We start from the raw sequence: 15,452 nt of genomic DNA on the forward strand, positions 1-15,452 counted from the left end.
AGATTTATTCCTGGATTACTTGACCGGAGCATTATCCGGCGGCCGAAGAGCGCTCATCCTGCGCGGGAATTCCTTCACATAAAGATCAAGTTTTTACAAGCCGAATTTAAGCCGATTCGACGCTATAGCGGCGTGCTGCCTTCCAGGAATTTCGCTGCAAGCGTTTCCGGCAGCCGCCGCGGCCGCCCCTTGGCGTTGATGACGGCGATGATCACCTTGGCCGCGATCAGCAGCGTTTCGCCCGAGCGGATCTGCTGGTTGAGCACCATTTTGGCGCCACCGGCTTTTTCCGTGTGCGTCAGGATCGTCAGCACGTCATCCATGCGCGCCGGGCTCTTGAAGTCGATCTCCATGCGATGGACGACGAAGACAAGCCCCTCCTCATCGGCGCTGACGAGCTCGCGCTGTTCGACGCCGAGGCAGCGCAGATAATCGGTGCGGCCGCGCTCGAGGAAATGCAGGTAGCGGGCGTGATAGACCAGGCCGGAGAAATCCGTGTCCTCATAATAAACCCGCTGGACGAGGCGATGTCCGGCCTCCGTCAGCTCTCCCGAAATGGAAAAAGGGCGTTCCGTCATAATTTTCTCCAAACTGAGGTGCCCTCTTTGGCGCAACGCTTCTCGACAGGCAAGCATTGAATGCCTTGCCGGCAAGCATTGAATGCGCCGCCGCCAGCCATTGAATGATTGTCATAATTCCTAACTATTCCCGATAATGAGCGACCGATCAGGAGACGATGCGATGAAGATTGCGGTTATGGGCGGAGACGGTTTCATTGGTTGGCCAACGTCGCTGCATCTCTCCGATGCCGGTCATGACGTCCATATCCTCGACAATCTCTCGCGCCGCTGGATCGACACCGAACTCGGCGTTCAGTCGCTGACACCGATGGATTCGATCCAGGAGCGCACCCGCATCTGGCATGCCGAAACGGGACGCCGCATCCACTTCAACCTGATCGATCTCGCCAGGGATTACGAACTCCTGAAGAACTGGCTCTCAGAACATCGCCCCGATGCCATCATCCACTTCGCCGAACAGCGTGCCGCGCCCTATTCGATGAAGAGCGACCGCCACAAGAACTACACTGTGAACAACAATGTCAGCGCCACGCACAACCTCTTGAACGCCCTGACCGAACTCAGCCTCGATGCCCACCTCATTCACCTCGGCACCATGGGCGTCTATGGCTATTCGACGGTCGGCGCGGCGATCCCCGAAGGTTACCTACCGGTCGGCATCGAAACGGCGGGCGGCGAGACGATCAGTCAGGAAATCCTCTACCCCTCCAATCCCGGCTCGATCTACCACATGACCAAGTGCCTGGATCAGCTTCTCTTCCAGTTCTATGCCAAGAATGACGGCTTGCGGATCACCGACCTGCACCAAGGCATCGTCTGGGGCACGCACACCGAGCAGACGCGCCGTCATGCGCAACTCATCAACCGTTTCGACTACGACGGCGATTACGGCACGGTGCTGAACCGCTTCCTCATCCAGGCGGCGATAGGCTATCCGCTGACCGTGCACGGCACCGGCGGCCAGACCCGCGCCTTTATCCATATCCAGGATTCGGTGCGCTGCATCGAGCTGGCGCTGAAGAACCCGCCGGTCCGCGGCGCCCGCGTCGAAATATTCAATCAGATGACGGAAACCCACCGGGTGCGCGATCTCGCCGAGATGATCGCGAGAATCAGCGGTGCCACAATTGCCTGGCTGCCCAATCCGCGCAAGGAAGCTGCCGAAAACGAGCTGATCGTGCGCAACGAAAAGTTCCGCAATCTCGGCCTCGAGCCGATCACCCTGGAAGCCGGCCTGCTCGGCGAGATCGTCGACGTGGCGAAGAAATTCGCCTATCGCGTCGACCGCGCGCGCGTACCGGCCGTCTCCGCCTGGACCAAGGACATTGCCGCGACAATCAATCATGATCCGGAAGGCAAGCGGCTGAAGTCGGTGTCATGAGCAATGGTTTGTTATTAGAACGCCGTCAGTCCGACGAACTCCCCCTCATTCCTGTCCTCGGGCTTGACCCGAGGGATGTCACAGGAATCCAGCGCGCCCAAGTCTTTGGGCGTAGAAGAGTCATTCGCGGCGCGGACGCGCCGTGGCTGGATTCCTGTGACAAGCACAGGAATGGGGGCGCGCGTGGAGGCGGCTGGGACCGATGACGTCTACCTCGAGCCTCGCCTACGTCACCCTCGTCACCAACGCCGACTACGCCATGGGCGCGACCGCGCTTGCCCGCTCCCTGCGCCGGACCGGAACCCGCGCCGACATCGTCGTCCTCCATACCGGCGGGGCCGATGCAGCCGCCCTCGCCCCGCTCGCGACCCTCGGCTGCCGCCTGATCGAAGTCGAGCACCTGCCGCTCTCCGATGCCTTCAACGAACGCCACGCCCGCGGTCATCTCCATTCGGCAGCGCCTTTCACCAAGGGCCGCAAGCCGGCGTTTCATTCGCCGCTCGACAATTTCTGCAAGCTGAGGCTCTGGCAGCTCGTCGAATACCAACGCTGCGTCTTCATCGACGCCGATGCCCTGGTGCTGAAAAATGTCGACAGGCTCTTCCTCTATCCGGAATTTTCCGCCGCCCCCAATGTCTATGAAAGCCTCACCGATTTCCGCCGCATGAATTCCGGCGTCTTCGTCGCCACGCCGTCGCATGACACATTCCGGCACATGCTCGAAAGGCTCGACAGGCCGGACACCTTCTGGCGCCGCACCGATCAGACCTTTCTCGAGACGTTCTTCCCGGATTGGCACGGCCTGCCGGTTTATTTCAACATGCTACAATATGTATGGTTCACCATGCCGGCGCTTTGGGACTGGAAGAGCGTCTCGATCCTGCACTACCAATATGAAAAACCATGGGAAAAGGATCATCCCAAGGCAGCGCAGCTACAACCTTTGGTCGATTTATGGCACCGTTTCCACGATGGCGGCGACGTGCCCGAGATCGCGGCGCTCACTAATCCGGAAGGGGCAGCATGAAGGTATTGGTATCCGGCGGAACGGGTCTCGTCGGCCGCTATGTCGTCGAGGAACTTCTGAGCGCCGGCTATCAGGTGATCGTCGGCGGACGCCGGGCGCCGCATCCCCGCCTCTTCTCCCGCCCGGTCGAGTTCGCAGCGCTCTCCCTCGATCCCGAACAGGATCAGATCGACGTTTTCGACGACGCCTATTTCTTCGTCCACGCCGCCTTCAGCCATATCCCCGGCAAATATCGCGGCGGCGAGGGGGATGATCCGAAAAGCTTTCACAGGTTGAACCTCGACGGCACCGTCCGGCTTTTCGAGGCCGCCAAACGCGCCGGCACCCGCCGCTGCGTCTTCCTGTCCAGCCGGGCGGCCTATGGCGAACACCCTGCGGGAACCGAGCTTACCGAAACAATGCTCCCGAAGCCGGAGACGCTCTACGGCCAGATCAAGCTCGACGCCGAGGGCGCACTGACCCACCTGTCGACTCCCGGTTTTGCCGGCGTCAGTCTGAGGGCGACCGGCATCTATGGCGATCTCTCGCCAAACAAATGGGACGGCCTCATCGACGATTATTGCGCCGGCCGGCCCATCGCTCCCCGCGCTGGCACGGAGGTTCACGGCCGCGACCTCGGACGCGCGGTGCGGCTGATGCTGGAGACGGAAAGCACGCGCATCTCCGGCGAGATCTTCAACGTGTCGGACATCGTCGTCGACACCCGCGACATTCTGGGACCCATCCGCCGTGAGACCGGCTGCCGTCATGCGCTGCCGGCTCCGGCCGACAACACAGCGCTCAATCCGATGAGCACGGCGAAAATCCGCGCGCTCGGCTGGATGCCGGGCGGAACCCTTCTGTTCGACGAAACAATGCGGCGGCTGGCCGCCGCGCTGCCGACGCCGCCGGCCCGCGAATCGACGCAGAAGCGATAGGCATCCTCGTCTGACAACCGCAGGCCGCAGGCTGACACGGCGTGAAACCGCGCTCCTGTCGCAGCCTGCATTTGCATCGGACCTCCAGCCGTCTATGCTCGGGCCGAACCTCTCACATCCGGCAGATCGAATGACCGCACGAGAACTGAAAGCGCAGTTGCGCAATGAACGGCTGGGAGCCCGCGACAGCATCGCTCCTGAGGAGCGCATCTCCAAAAGCCTTGCAATGGCAGATCATGCCGGCGAGGCCGTCGCCTTTGCGCCCGGCACGATCGTCTCCGGTTTCCTGCCGATCCGGTCCGAGGCCGATATGCGGCCGCTAATGACCCGGTTTGCAGCGCGCGGCGCGCGGCTATGCGTGCCGGCGATCCTCGACAAGCAGACCATCGCCTTTCGGGAACTGACGGAAGGGCTGCCTCTTATCGAGACCGGCTTCGGCACGGTCGGCCCCGACGCGGGGGCCGCCATTCTCGATCCCGAGATCATGCTGGTGCCGCTTTCGGCCTTCGATGCCCGCGGCCATCGCATCGGTTACGGCGCCGGCTACTATGACCGCGCCATCAGCCGGCTAAGAGAGAAAGGCTTGCATCCGAAGCTGATCGGCATTGCATTCGACTGCCAGGAAGTGGCACATGTGCCCGACGAGCCGCACGACATAAGCCTGGATGCCATCCTGACAGAAAGCGGCCTTCGCTTTTTTGCCTCTTGGATTGGATAGGGAATGCGGCTGCTTTTTTTGGGTGACATGGTCGGCAAGACGGGACGCACGGCAGTCTGGGACCGCCTTCCCGGCCTGATCTCCGACTTGAGGCTCGATTTCATCGTTGTCAACGGCGAGAATGCCGCCGGCGGCTTCGGCATCACCGAGGATATCTTTCTGGAAACGATCAATGCCGGCGCTGATGTGGTGACCACAGGCAATCACGTCTGGGACCAGAAGGAAGCGGTCGCCTTTGCCGGACGCCACGATCAGTTTCTGCGGCCGGCCAACTATCCCCAGGGCACGCCCGGCCGTGGCTCCGGCCTTTTCTATGCCAGGAACGGCGCGCGCGTGCTCGTCGCCAATGTGATGGGCCGGGTCTTCATGCATCCGGAACTCGACGATCCCTTCAAATCGGCGGAGGTGATCCTCGACGCATGCCCGCTGAAGGAGCAGGCCGATGCGATCATCTTCGATTTCCATGCGGAAGCGACCAGCGAGAAGCAGTGTTTCGGCCATTTCGTCGACGGCCGCGCCAGCTTCGTCGTCGGCACCCATACCCACGTGCCGACCGCCGATGCACAGATCCTGAACGGCGGCACGGCCTATATGTCGGATGCCGGCATGTGTGGGGACTATGATTCCTCCCTCGGCATGGACAAGGAGGAGCCGCTCAACCGCTTCATCTCCAAGATGCCGAAGGGCCGCATGGAAGCGGCAAGCGGCCCGGCAACGATCTGCGGCGTCGGCGTCGAGATTTCCGACGTGACGGGACTGGCCGAAAAGATCGCGCCGCTGCGGCTCGGACCGCGCCTGGCCGAGACAGTGCCGGAGTTCTGGCGGTAAGGCTCGCTCGACCCAGACCCCACACACGATTGTGAGTATCTCCGGTCTGGACCGCTGCGACCTCTTGCCGCATTCTCCGGCCTTCTCGTGAAAGCGCCGGAGGGGTGGCATGAAGCCGCAACATCTTGTTCTCGCGATCGCATGCCTTGCCGCCTTCATCCTATCGGGTCCCGCAGCAAGGGCGCAGCAGCAGCGACCGCCCGTCAGCCACTGTCAGGCGATCGCGCAGTCCATCCCGCGGGCCACCTTTGCAAGCTTCTCCGGCAGCGAGCAGCCGGAGCCGGCCGTCACCGAGGGCGAGGACGTCAAACTGACCTTCCTCGGCCACTCCACCTTCGAGATCGACACTCCCGCCGGTATTGTCATCGCGACGGACTACAACGGCTGGTACCGGCCGGCGATAACGCCCGACGTCGTGACCATGAACAAAGCTCACCCGACCCACTTCACCCTGACGCCCGAGCCGGGCATCAAGCATGTGCTGCATGGGTGGAGCGATGTGCCCGGCGAGGCAGCCAAGATCGATCTTGTGGTCGGAGACGCCCATATTCGCAACATCACCACGGATATCCGCTTCAGCTATGGCCTCGGCGGCTCGCAGCAGAATGGAAACTCGATTTTCGTTTTTGAAATTGCCGGCCTTTGCATCGGCCATCTCGGCCATCTGCATTACGAGCTGACTGAGACCCAATATACCGAGATCGGCCGCCTCGACGTCGTCATGGTGCCGGTCGACGGCGGCCTGACCATGGGCGCCGACAGCATGAGCCGTGTCATCAAGCGGCTGCGCTCGTCGCTGATCCTGCCGATGCACCGCCGCGGGCCGCCGGTCGATGCCTTCCTCTCCATGTTCGGCAAGGACTTCGATGTCGCCTATGCACCCGATGACAGCATCACCGTCTCCCTGCGCACGCTGCCGAAGAAGCCATTGATCTATGTGCTGAAGGGCGTCCGGTAAAACGGCCCGGCGTTTGCTCAGGCGAACTGCAGATGGCGCTTGATGCCGACGTCAGGCATCTTGTCGTCATCGAGATTGGCCTTGGCGATCTCCCAGCCGAACTTCAGCGTGTTGCCAGTGGAAACCCAGATCTCGGCGTCGTCGATATGTAGAGATAACATGGTGAGCTTGGGATCTTTTTTGCCGCCGTCATACCAGGCCGCCACCATCGAGCTCCAATATTCCTCGATCTTGGAAGGGTCGGGGCGCACCTCGATCACGCCGGAAAGACAGGCGTGATAGTCATGATCCTTGCCGATGACGCAGAAATGGGCGCGGCTGCCGGGCTTGATGGAGCGCACGATATCGGCGTCGGTCTTGGTATAGAACCAGATCGTGTTGGTGGTGGGATCTGCATGGGGCGCCATCGGCTGCATGTGCATATCCAGCCCGGAAATTCCGAGCATTCCGGCATGAACGCCGTTGACCTGATCCCAGAGTTGACGTGCCGGTTGTTCCTGCGCCTCGCTGAGACTAGCCATGACCGTTCCTTTCCATTGGATAGAGTTCGGTTGAAACGTCATCCTTTCGCCTTTGTTCCGAATTGCTTTTCCCTTGAACGGGTGCCGTTTCGCTCTTATAAGGCGGCCCATTCCGAACAATGAGACGTGAACAGGGGTGCCATGGCTGGCCATTCACAGTTTAAAAACATCATGCACCGCAAGGGCCGTCAGGATGCCGTGCGGTCGAAAATGTTCTCCAAGCTCGCGCGCGAAATCACCGTTGCCGCCAAGGCCGGCCTGCCCGACCCGACGATGAATGCCCGTCTTCGCCTGGCGATCCAGAACGCCAAGGCCCAGTCCATGCCGAAGGACAACATCGATCGCGCCATCAAGAAGGCAGCCGGCGCCGACGGCGAAAACTATGACGAAGTCCGCTACGAGGGTTATGGTCCCGGCGGCACGGCGATCATCGTCGAAGCCCTGACCGACAATCGCAACCGCACCGCCTCCAACGTCCGCTCGATCTTCACCAAGGCCGGCGGCGCTCTCGGCGAAACCGGTTCCGTGTCCTTCTCCTTCGACCATGTCGGCGAAATCACCTACAAGCTTTCGGTCGGGGATGCTGACAAGGTGATGGAAGCCGCGATCGAAGCCGGCGCCGACGACGTCGAGACCGATGAAGAGGGCCACTACATCACCTGCGCCTTCGAAGCCCTCGGCGACGTCTCAAAAGCGCTGGAGTCCGGCCTCGGCGAAGCCGAAACCGTCAAGGCCGTCTGGCGCGCCCAGAACAATGTGCCGGTGGACGAGGAAAAAGCCCAGTCGCTGATGAAGCTGATCGACAGCCTGGAAGATGATGACGACGTGCAGAACGTCTATTCCAATTTCGAGGTCTCGGAAGAAGTGCTGGCGAAGCTCTCGGCCTGACCTTCCAACGATCCTCCATGAAAAACCCGGCCGTGACGCCGGGTTTTTTGTCCCGAGCCGCGCGTTGCGAACCTATGCGGCCACCCGCATGAAGTTTCCGAGGCCCGCGAATAGTTCCACCGATCTCAGCCGCGTCTCGATATCATGGATCGGCATGGAGATGATCACCTCGTCGGCCTGCGTTTCCTTGAGAAACGCTGTCAGTTTTGTCTCCGCCGTCTCCGGCGAGCCGACCACGGCATAACGCAGCGTGTTTTCGACGTTCATCTTCTCCATCGGTGACCAGAACGCCTCCATATCGGCCACCGGTCGCGGAAACGGACCGCGGACATTGCGGCGCAAGTTGACGAACTGCTGCTGAGCCGAAGTGAAATGATAGCGCGCCTCCTCGTCCGTCGCCGCTACCGCGCCCATGACGCCGACCATCACATAGGGCTTGTCGAGCGTCGACGAGGGTTGGAAGCGATCGCGGTAGATGCCGATCGCATCGAGCAGCATGTCGGGCGCGAAATGCGACGCAAAGGCATAGGGAAGCCCGAGCATGGCGGCAAGCTGGGCGCTGTAGAGGCTGGAGCCGAGCAGCCAGATCGGAACACGCGAACCGCTGCCGGGAACGGCGAGGATCGCCTGGTTCTCGACAGGCGTGCCGAGCAGCTGCTGCAGTTCGACCACGTCGTTCGGAAAGCTGTTGGCGCCGGCCTCAAGGTTTCGCCGCAGCGCCTGTGCCGTGCGCATATCCGTCCCCGGCGCACGTCCGAGGCCGAGATCGACGCGGCCGGGGAAGAGCGCCTCCAAGGTGCCGAACTGCTCGGCGATGACGAGTGGAGAATGATTGGGCAGCATGATGCCACCGGAGCCGATGCGGATGCTTTTCGTCGCCGCCCCGACATGACCGATGACGACGGCGGTGGCTGCACTGGCGATCCCCGGCATGCCGTGATGTTCGGCGAGCCAGAAGCGCTTGTAGCCGAATTCCTCGGCCTTGCGGGCCATTCGCGCCGAGCTTTCGAGCGACTGGCTGACGGTGCTGCCTTCGGCAACGGGGGAAAGGTCGAGGATGGAGAAGGGAACCATGGGAAACCTGCCGGCCAGTTGAACGATGCAGCCTATGTAGGTTCGCGCCCGCGCCATTCCAAACCATGCACGCAAACAAAAGGGCCGGCGAACGCGGCCCAGGCGGGATGCCGGAAGCAGTGCCTACCGGTGACGGCGCAGCACATGCACCTCGGCGCTCGGCCTGTGGTCGCTGTGCGGCAGCGTAAAATTGCCGAGCTGGCGATCCATTTCCAGGGCTTCCGTCGCCAGCCGGTGGATCGCTTCCGTCGTCTCCTCAACCATCGAGGCATTCTGCTGTGTCATCGCGTCGAGTTCGGCGACGGCGCTGTTGATCTCCCGCAGCGTATTGGCCTCCTCGCGGGTCGATTCCATGATCTCGTTGATCTGCCCGTTGATCGCCTCGACATGCGCGCCGATGCCGGTCAGCGCGACACCTGCCCTTTCCACAAGCGATACGCCGCTTTCGACCTCATGCGTCGATTTCTGCAGCAGGCTGGAGATCTCCTTGGCCGCGCTCGACGAGCGCTGGGCGAGCTCGCGCACTTCCATGGCGACGACAGCAAAACCCTTGCCCGATTCACCGGCGCGCGCCGCCTCGACACCGGCATTGAGCGCCAGAAGGTTGGTCTGGAAGGCGATGTCGTCGATGACGGAGATGATTGTGTTGATCTGGCGTGAGGAGGTCTGGATCGCCTCCATGGCCGCGATCGTCTCACGCATGATCTGGCCGGAGCCGGTCGTCTCCTTTTTGGCGTCGCGGGCGATGCGCTCGGCCTGTTCGGCCCGCTCGATCTGCCGGCGGACGGACTGGGTGATCGCGCTGATTGCATTCGCCGTCTCAGTGATCGAGCCGGCCTGGCGCTCGGTGCGCCCGGCAAGCTCGTCGGCGCCGGTACGCATCTCCTCGGAGCTGGCCCGCACCGCCATCGAGTTGCCGCCGATGGCCGTCATGGTTTCGCTCAGCGTCGCGAGCGCTTCGTTGAAATTGATGCGCAGGCTTTCGAGCTCGTTCGGGAAGCGCCGATCGATCTGATAGGCGAGATCCCCGTTCGCCAGATGATGCAGGCCCTCATCGATCGCCTCCACCACCTGCTGCAGCGTCTGCGCCTCTGCCTCGCGCTCGGCAAGGTTCTGCTGGCGGTCCTGCTCGGCCTGTAGGCGTGTCTCTTCGCTGGCGGCTTCCAGTTCGCGGCCTTCGATCAGCGACTGCCGGAAGCGGGCAAGCGCGTTGGCCATCGTGCCGATCTCATCTTTTCGGCTCAGGCTGCCGATCTCGGTGTTGAGCTTGCCGTCGGCGACATCGCGCGTGACGCCGGCAAGCCGCGCAAGCGGCGAGAACAGAAAATTGGTGACGAGGCCGGTGGCGATCGCCATGACGACGAGCACGCCGATGCCGATCATCGTCAGCAAAGTGGCGATCTCCAGCGAGCCGGCATTGAGTTCGCTGAGCAGCACGCTTTCGACCACGAGGAAGCGATCGCCGCGATAATCGATGCCGCGGACATAGGCGCGCGCTGAGCCGTCCGTCCTGTTGAAATCGGCCACCGTCATCGCCGAACTGGCAAGCGCGTCCTTGATGAAGGTGAAGGGAGCGGCATCGAGCGTCGCAAGTTTGCCGCTCGCATCGAGACCGATCGCTGAACCATCGGCAGAGACGATCGCCGCCCGCGCGGTGCTGCCCTGAACAATCCCCTTTGCCAGGATGCTGGCGACGATGTCGTCACGCACCTTGAACAGGATGATGCCCTTGGCCGCGCCGAGCTTGACGATCGGCACGGCATAGAAGATCGCCGACCTGCCGCTGGCCGCATCGACGCGGAGCCCGGAAAAGCCTGTCGGTGCGGCATCATCGGTCGCCTTGGCGGTATTCTCGATCGCCTTGGCGAAAGCGATGCCAGCGCCGGTCGTCTTCCAAGCGTCCGACTTCAGATTCTCGGCGAAGTCGTCTTCCTTCTTGTAGGAATAGAGAACGGAACCATCGAGATCGGCGATCAAGAGATCGCTGAAAGCAGTGTCTTCGAGGTCGCGGGCGACTTCGCCCTGCGTCTTTTCATGGTTCGAATAATAAAAGCCGCTCGGCGCTTCAGGCTTCATCAGCTTCTCGCGCTGATCGGCCGGGTTGGGATTGGCCGTGATGAAGACTTTCTTCAGCTCGGCGCGGGCATCGCCGGAGGTCTTCTCGATGGTCTTCCAGCCGCTCTTCAGGCTGGTGATCGACATCTGCAGCGCCTCGATGCGGGCAATGGAATTGGCCTGGTTCTCGAGCTGCGCCAGCTGGTCCTGCAGCATGTCGCCGCGGAAGATCAGCACGCTCTCCTTGGCCTTCAGCGCCTGCTCGTCTGAGATGCGGCTGCTGGCGAAATAGGCGAGCACGTCGATCACCGCGATCGACAGCACGGTCATCAGGATGAATGTGGCAATGACCTTGAAGGACAGGGATTGAAATCTCTGAGCCATGTACGACGAACCCCTTCTGAACGCGTCTGCCGGCGCGGGCAGGCGGCATGAGCCTGATCGGCCGATCTTCAAACAGAACCTCGGGGGCTTATCTCTTTGCGACACGAGACCCCCTTCGTATTTGACACTAGAATTCAAGCATCTGTTTTAATTCGCGGTAAATGGAGCGGCTTATTCGAGAAGGTTTTTGTTTTGTTCACATATCGATGGCAGTTATTTCGCAGTCGCTATAGGTTAAACCATGCAAAATACGATTCGCATCGTCGGCATCGATCCAGGACTTCGCCGCACCGGCTGGGGAATCATCGACACGCTGGGCAATTCCCTGCGGTTTGTAGCCTCGGGAACCGTGACCTCCGACGGAGACATGGATCTCGCCTCCCGCCTCTGCCAGCTGCATGATGGCCTGGCGGAGGTCGTCCACGCTTACAAGCCGGATGAGGCCGCCGTCGAACAGACCTTCGTCAACAAAGATGCGGTGGCGACCCTCAAGCTTGGCCAGGCCCGCGGCATCGCCATGCTGGTGCCGGCGCGTGCCGGTCTGCACGTCTCCGAATATGCGCCCAACGCCGTCAAGAAAGCCGTCATCGGCGTCGGCCACGGCGAAAAACATCAGATTCACATGATGTTAAAGATCCTGATGCCGAAAGTCGAATTCAAGGGCGACGATGCCGCCGACGCCCTGGCGATCGCCATCTGTCATGCCCACAATCGCGGCAGCAATCGGATGCGGCAGGCACTGGTCTGTTCTTGACTTGTTCCAACAGTAAGGATAATTCTTACTTCGAAGGAGCAGCAAGATGCGCGTCACGTCCAAAGGCCAGGTCACCATTCCTCGCGATCTCAGAGAGCTCGCCGGCATCGAGGCCAACAGCGAGGTCATCTTCTCGATCGAGAATGGCAAGCTGGTTCTCTCGCCGAAGAACTGCAAGCAGGAGATCGAGGATCGGGGCCGGCTCGACCGTTTCCTGCAGACGATCCGCCGTCTCGAAGGCACCGGCGATCAGGCGATTGATGCCGAAGACCTCATGTCGATGACCCGTGATCGCTGATGGCAACGCTTGTCGATACAAATATACTCGTCGATCTGGCTGTGGCCGGTTCGGACTGGCACGATTGGTCGCGTCGAAAAATGCTCGACGTCTTCAGAGATGGCCCGGTCCTTATAAATCCGATCATCTATTCCGAATTTTCCGTTCGCTACGAAGATATGGATGAAGTCGAGCAACTGCTTCCGCAGGATGAATTCCGCCGCGAGAACCTGCCTTGGCCGGCTGTCTTCGCCGCAGCTCAAGCCTTCCGGCTTTACCGTCGCGCCGGCGGACGGCGCGATCAGATATTGCCCGACTTCCTCATCGGCGCCCATGCGGCGATAAGAGGCTACAAGATTTTGACCCGCGACCCCGGCGGATACCGATCTTATTTCCCCTCCGTTGAACTTATCACGCCCGAAACGCACCCTTGAGAGACCGCGCCCCATGATCGGCAAGCTGAAAGGCACCATAGACGAGATCGGCGAAGATTATGTGCTCGTCGACGTGCACGGCGTCTGCTACGTCGCCCACTGCTCCGCCCGCACCCTGTCCAAGCTCGGCTCGGCCGGCGAGGCCTGCGTGCTGTTCATCGAGACCTATGTGCGCGAGGATCAGTTGAAACTCTTCGGCTTCATGACTGCATTGGAGCGGGAGTGGTTCAACCTGCTCCAAAGCGTTCAGGGGGTGGGCGCCAAGGTCGCGCTTGCCGTGCTCTCGACCTTGACGCCGAGCGAACTCGCCAATGCGATTGCCCTGCAGGACCGCGCCGCCGTTTCCCGCGCGCCGGGCGTCGGCCCGAAAGTGGCGATGCGCCTCGTCACCGAGCTCAAGAACCGGGCGCCGGCCTTTGCCGGGGAAGCGATCAATATCGCCCTCAAGCAGGAACTCGGCGAAGGTGTCGCGGCCGCGCCGGTCGCCGATGCGGTCTCCGCGCTGACCAACCTCGGCTACAGCAGAGACCAGGCGGCCAATGCAGTTGCGGCGGCGATGAAGACGGCCGGCGACGGCGCAGACAGCGCTAAACTGATCAGGCTGGGATTGAAGGAGTTGGCGCGGTGAAGCCCGGAAAAACGACGGTTGGATATCGAGGCGACCTTTTTTTGGTGTATTGCTGTGACAGGTTTCAAAACGGAATAAGAGCATGAGCGAACCCGCCCGCCTGATATCGCCGGAAAAGCGGGGCGAAGATCTCGACATGACCCTGCGCCCGCAATCGCTAGACGAATTCACCGGTCAGGCGGAAGCGCGCGCCAATCTCAAGGTCTTCATCGAGGCCGCGAAGAACCGCGGCGAGGCGCTGGACCATGTGCTTTTCGTCGGTCCGCCCGGTCTCGGCAAGACGACGCTGGCGCAGATCATGGCGAAGGAACTCGGCGTCAATTTCCGCTCGACGTCAGGCCCTGTTATCGCCAAGGCCGGCGATCTCGCCGCACTACTCACCAATCTCGAGGAGCGCGATGTGCTCTTCATCGACGAAATCCATCGCCTCAATCCGGCGGTGGAGGAAATCCTTTATCCGGCCATGGAAGATTTCCAATTGGACCTCATCATCGGCGAGGGCCCTGCCGCCCGCTCGGTGAAAATCGATCTGTCGAAATTCACCCTGGTGGCGGCGACCACCCGCCTCGGCCTGCTGACGACGCCGTTGCGCGACCGCTTCGGCATCCCGGTGCGCCTGAGCTTCTATACCGTCGAGGAGCTGGAGCTGATCGTGCGCCGCGGCGCGCGGCTAATGAACCTGCCGATGACCGAAGAAGGTGCGCGCGAGATCGCCAGACGCGCCCGCGGTACGCCACGCATCGCCGGCCGGCTGCTGCGGCGCGTGCGCGATTTCGCCGAGGTGGCAAGGGCGGAAGCCGTCACCCGCGAGATCGCCGACGAGGCGCTGACCCGCTTGCTCGTCGACAATGTCGGCTTCGATCAGCTCGACAAGCGTTACCTTAACATGATCGCCGTCAATTTCGGCGGCGGCCCGGTCGGTATCGAAACCATCGCCGCCGGCCTGTCGGAACCGCGCGACGCAATCGAGGACATCATCGAGCCTTACATGATCCAGCAGGGTTTCATTCAGCGCACGCCGCGCGGCCGTGTTCTGACCGCAATCGCGTGGAAACATCTCGGAATGCAACCGCCCAAGGAAATGGAGGCTGCGCAGTTCCGGCTGTTCCAGGAGGACGACTGAGTGATCACCCGCCGCGGATTTTTCAAGCTTGTCGGCGGCGGTATCGCAGGTGTTATGTCGCTCGGCGGTTACGCCTTCGCCTATGAACCGCTGGCGCGACTGGGCATCGCCCGTTACCGGCTGACGCCGCCGGGATGGACTCCGGGGCTGAAGCTCCGCGTTGTCGCGCTCGCCGATATTCATGCCTGCGAACCCTGGATGTCGGCAAACCGCATCACAGCGATCTGCCACAGGGCGAATGAACTCGAAGGCGACGTCACCGTCCTGCTCGGCGATTACGCCTCGGGCATGAACATGGTGACGCAATACGTGCATTCGAGCCAGTGGTCGAAGGCGCTGGCCACTCTGCAGGCCCCTCTCGGCGTCCATGCGATCATGGGCAATCATGACTGGTGGGAGGACGGGACTGCCCAGAAGAACGGCGGGATGACATTCGGACACCGGGCGCTTGCCGACGTCGGCATCCCGGTCTACGGCAACCGCGCCGTTCGGCTCGAAAAGGACGGCCGCGGCTTCTGGTTCGCGGGCCTCGAAGACCAGCTGGCGCTGCTGCCCGGCAGGAAATGGGGGCGCACACGCATGCTTGGCCTCGACGACCTCGACGGCACGATGGCGCAGGTGACCGACGATGCGCCCGTCATTCTGCTTGCTCATGAGCCCGATATCTTTCCGCGCGTGCCCGAGCGCGTCTCGCTGACGCTGTCCGGCCACACCCATGGCGGGCAGATCCGTTTCCTCGGCCGTTCGCCGATCGTCCCCTCGCGTTACGGCAATCGCTACGCCTATGGCCATATCGTCGAGGAGGGGCGCAATATCATCGTGTCCGGCGGCCTCGGCTGCTCCATCGCGCCGGTCCGCTTCGGTGTGCCGCCGGAAATCGTCGTAATCGATCTCGGATAAGAAT

At 61.8% G+C, this 15,452-nt stretch carries 17 protein-coding genes; 13 read left to right on the forward strand and 4 right to left on the reverse strand.

The window, feature by feature from the left end; translation table 11 throughout:
* Nucleotides 1–122: 122 nt before the first annotated feature.
* Nucleotides 123–578 (reverse strand): tol-pal system-associated acyl-CoA thioesterase, encoded by a 456-nt coding sequence (ybgC, locus tag EFD56_RS12160; RefSeq protein ID WP_004671619.1) that lies wholly within the window; start codon nucleotides 576–578, stop codon nucleotides 123–125.
* Between the two features lie 163 nt (nucleotides 579–741).
* Here ybgC and EFD56_RS12165 point away from each other — a divergent pair, with 163 nt between their 5' ends.
* The 6 genes from EFD56_RS12165 to EFD56_RS12190 all read left to right on the forward strand — a co-directional run bounded on the left by EFD56_RS12165 (nucleotide 742) and on the right by EFD56_RS12190 (nucleotide 6,410).
* A complete protein-coding gene (locus EFD56_RS12165) occupies nucleotides 742–1,962 on the forward strand; it encodes an NAD-dependent epimerase/dehydratase family protein (RefSeq protein ID WP_126905366.1) in 1,221 nt (406 codons plus the stop codon).
* Between the two features lie 202 nt (nucleotides 1,963–2,164).
* On the forward strand, nucleotides 2,165–2,989 hold the full coding sequence (locus EFD56_RS12170) for a glycosyltransferase (protein WP_064828373.1): 825 nt from the start codon (nucleotides 2,165–2,167) through the stop codon (nucleotides 2,987–2,989).
* Nucleotides 2,986–3,906, forward strand: coding sequence for an NAD-dependent epimerase/dehydratase family protein (locus EFD56_RS12175; RefSeq protein WP_126905367.1), 921 nt, complete (start codon nucleotides 2,986–2,988; stop codon nucleotides 3,904–3,906). The genes EFD56_RS12170 and EFD56_RS12175 overlap by 4 nt, the downstream gene beginning before the upstream one ends.
* Nucleotides 3,907–4,036: 130 nt before the next feature.
* The gene (locus tag EFD56_RS12180) at nucleotides 4,037–4,624 is read left to right on the forward strand and encodes a 5-formyltetrahydrofolate cyclo-ligase (RefSeq protein ID WP_126905368.1); all 588 of its coding nucleotides are present in this window, start codon (nucleotides 4,037–4,039) and stop codon (nucleotides 4,622–4,624) included.
* 3 nt (nucleotides 4,625–4,627) lie between these two features.
* Complete coding sequence (locus tag EFD56_RS12185) at nucleotides 4,628–5,452, forward strand: TIGR00282 family metallophosphoesterase (RefSeq protein WP_126905369.1); 825 nt, start codon at nucleotides 4,628–4,630, stop codon at nucleotides 5,450–5,452.
* Between the two features lie 109 nt (nucleotides 5,453–5,561).
* Entirely contained in the window at nucleotides 5,562–6,410 is an 849-nt protein-coding gene (locus EFD56_RS12190) for an MBL fold metallo-hydrolase (RefSeq protein WP_126905370.1), read from the forward strand.
* Nucleotides 6,411–6,427: 17 nt separating this feature from the next.
* On the opposite strand, the gene EFD56_RS12195 is transcribed toward EFD56_RS12190, so the two are convergent.
* Nucleotides 6,428–6,931 (reverse strand): pyridoxamine 5'-phosphate oxidase family protein, encoded by a 504-nt coding sequence (locus EFD56_RS12195; protein WP_029532164.1) that lies wholly within the window; start codon nucleotides 6,929–6,931, stop codon nucleotides 6,428–6,430.
* Between the two features lie 141 nt (nucleotides 6,932–7,072).
* On the opposite strand from EFD56_RS12195, the gene EFD56_RS12200 reads away from it, so the two are divergent.
* A complete protein-coding gene (locus EFD56_RS12200; protein ID WP_012485106.1) occupies nucleotides 7,073–7,819 on the forward strand; it encodes a YebC/PmpR family DNA-binding transcriptional regulator in 747 nt (248 codons plus the stop codon).
* Between the two features lie 72 nt (nucleotides 7,820–7,891).
* Here the strand turns inward: EFD56_RS12200 and EFD56_RS12205 are convergent, their stop codons facing one another.
* Nucleotides 7,892–8,893, reverse strand: a complete 1,002-nt coding sequence (locus EFD56_RS12205) for an LLM class flavin-dependent oxidoreductase (protein WP_012485107.1) — start codon at nucleotides 8,891–8,893, stop codon at nucleotides 7,892–7,894.
* 123 nt (nucleotides 8,894–9,016) lie between these two features.
* Nucleotides 9,017–11,332 carry a methyl-accepting chemotaxis protein gene (locus tag EFD56_RS12210; RefSeq protein WP_126905371.1) on the reverse strand — a complete coding sequence of 772 codons (2,316 nt, stop codon included), beginning with the start codon at nucleotides 11,330–11,332 and terminating at the stop codon, nucleotides 9,017–9,019.
* A 241-nt stretch (nucleotides 11,333–11,573) separates the two neighbouring features.
* Here EFD56_RS12210 and ruvC point away from each other — a divergent pair, with 241 nt between their 5' ends.
* The 6 genes from ruvC (at nucleotide 11,574) to EFD56_RS12240 (ending at nucleotide 15,448) form a co-directional block, all read left to right on the forward strand.
* On the forward strand, nucleotides 11,574–12,086 hold the full coding sequence (ruvC, locus tag EFD56_RS12215) for a crossover junction endodeoxyribonuclease RuvC (protein ID WP_126905372.1): 513 nt from the start codon (nucleotides 11,574–11,576) through the stop codon (nucleotides 12,084–12,086).
* Between the two features lie 46 nt (nucleotides 12,087–12,132).
* Nucleotides 12,133–12,384 (forward strand): AbrB/MazE/SpoVT family DNA-binding domain-containing protein, encoded by a 252-nt coding sequence (locus EFD56_RS12220; RefSeq protein ID WP_010004698.1) that lies wholly within the window; start codon nucleotides 12,133–12,135, stop codon nucleotides 12,382–12,384.
* Nucleotides 12,384–12,797 (forward strand): type II toxin-antitoxin system VapC family toxin, encoded by a 414-nt coding sequence (locus EFD56_RS12225; protein ID WP_126905373.1) that lies wholly within the window; start codon nucleotides 12,384–12,386, stop codon nucleotides 12,795–12,797. The genes EFD56_RS12220 and EFD56_RS12225 overlap by 1 nt, the downstream gene beginning before the upstream one ends.
* Nucleotides 12,798–12,810: 13 nt before the next feature.
* Nucleotides 12,811–13,425 (forward strand): Holliday junction branch migration protein RuvA, encoded by a 615-nt coding sequence (gene ruvA, locus EFD56_RS12230; RefSeq protein WP_012485110.1) that lies wholly within the window; start codon nucleotides 12,811–12,813, stop codon nucleotides 13,423–13,425.
* 82 nt (nucleotides 13,426–13,507) lie between these two features.
* On the forward strand, nucleotides 13,508–14,548 hold the full coding sequence (ruvB, locus tag EFD56_RS12235; protein WP_012485111.1) for a Holliday junction branch migration DNA helicase RuvB: 1,041 nt from the start codon (nucleotides 13,508–13,510) through the stop codon (nucleotides 14,546–14,548).
* A complete protein-coding gene (locus EFD56_RS12240) occupies nucleotides 14,549–15,448 on the forward strand; it encodes a metallophosphoesterase (RefSeq protein WP_064822689.1) in 900 nt (299 codons plus the stop codon).
* The last annotated feature ends 4 nt before the right edge of the window (nucleotides 15,449–15,452 follow it).

Source organism: Rhizobium phaseoli, assembly GCF_003985125.1.
Classification (GTDB): Bacteria; Pseudomonadota; Alphaproteobacteria; order Rhizobiales; family Rhizobiaceae; genus Rhizobium; species Rhizobium phaseoli.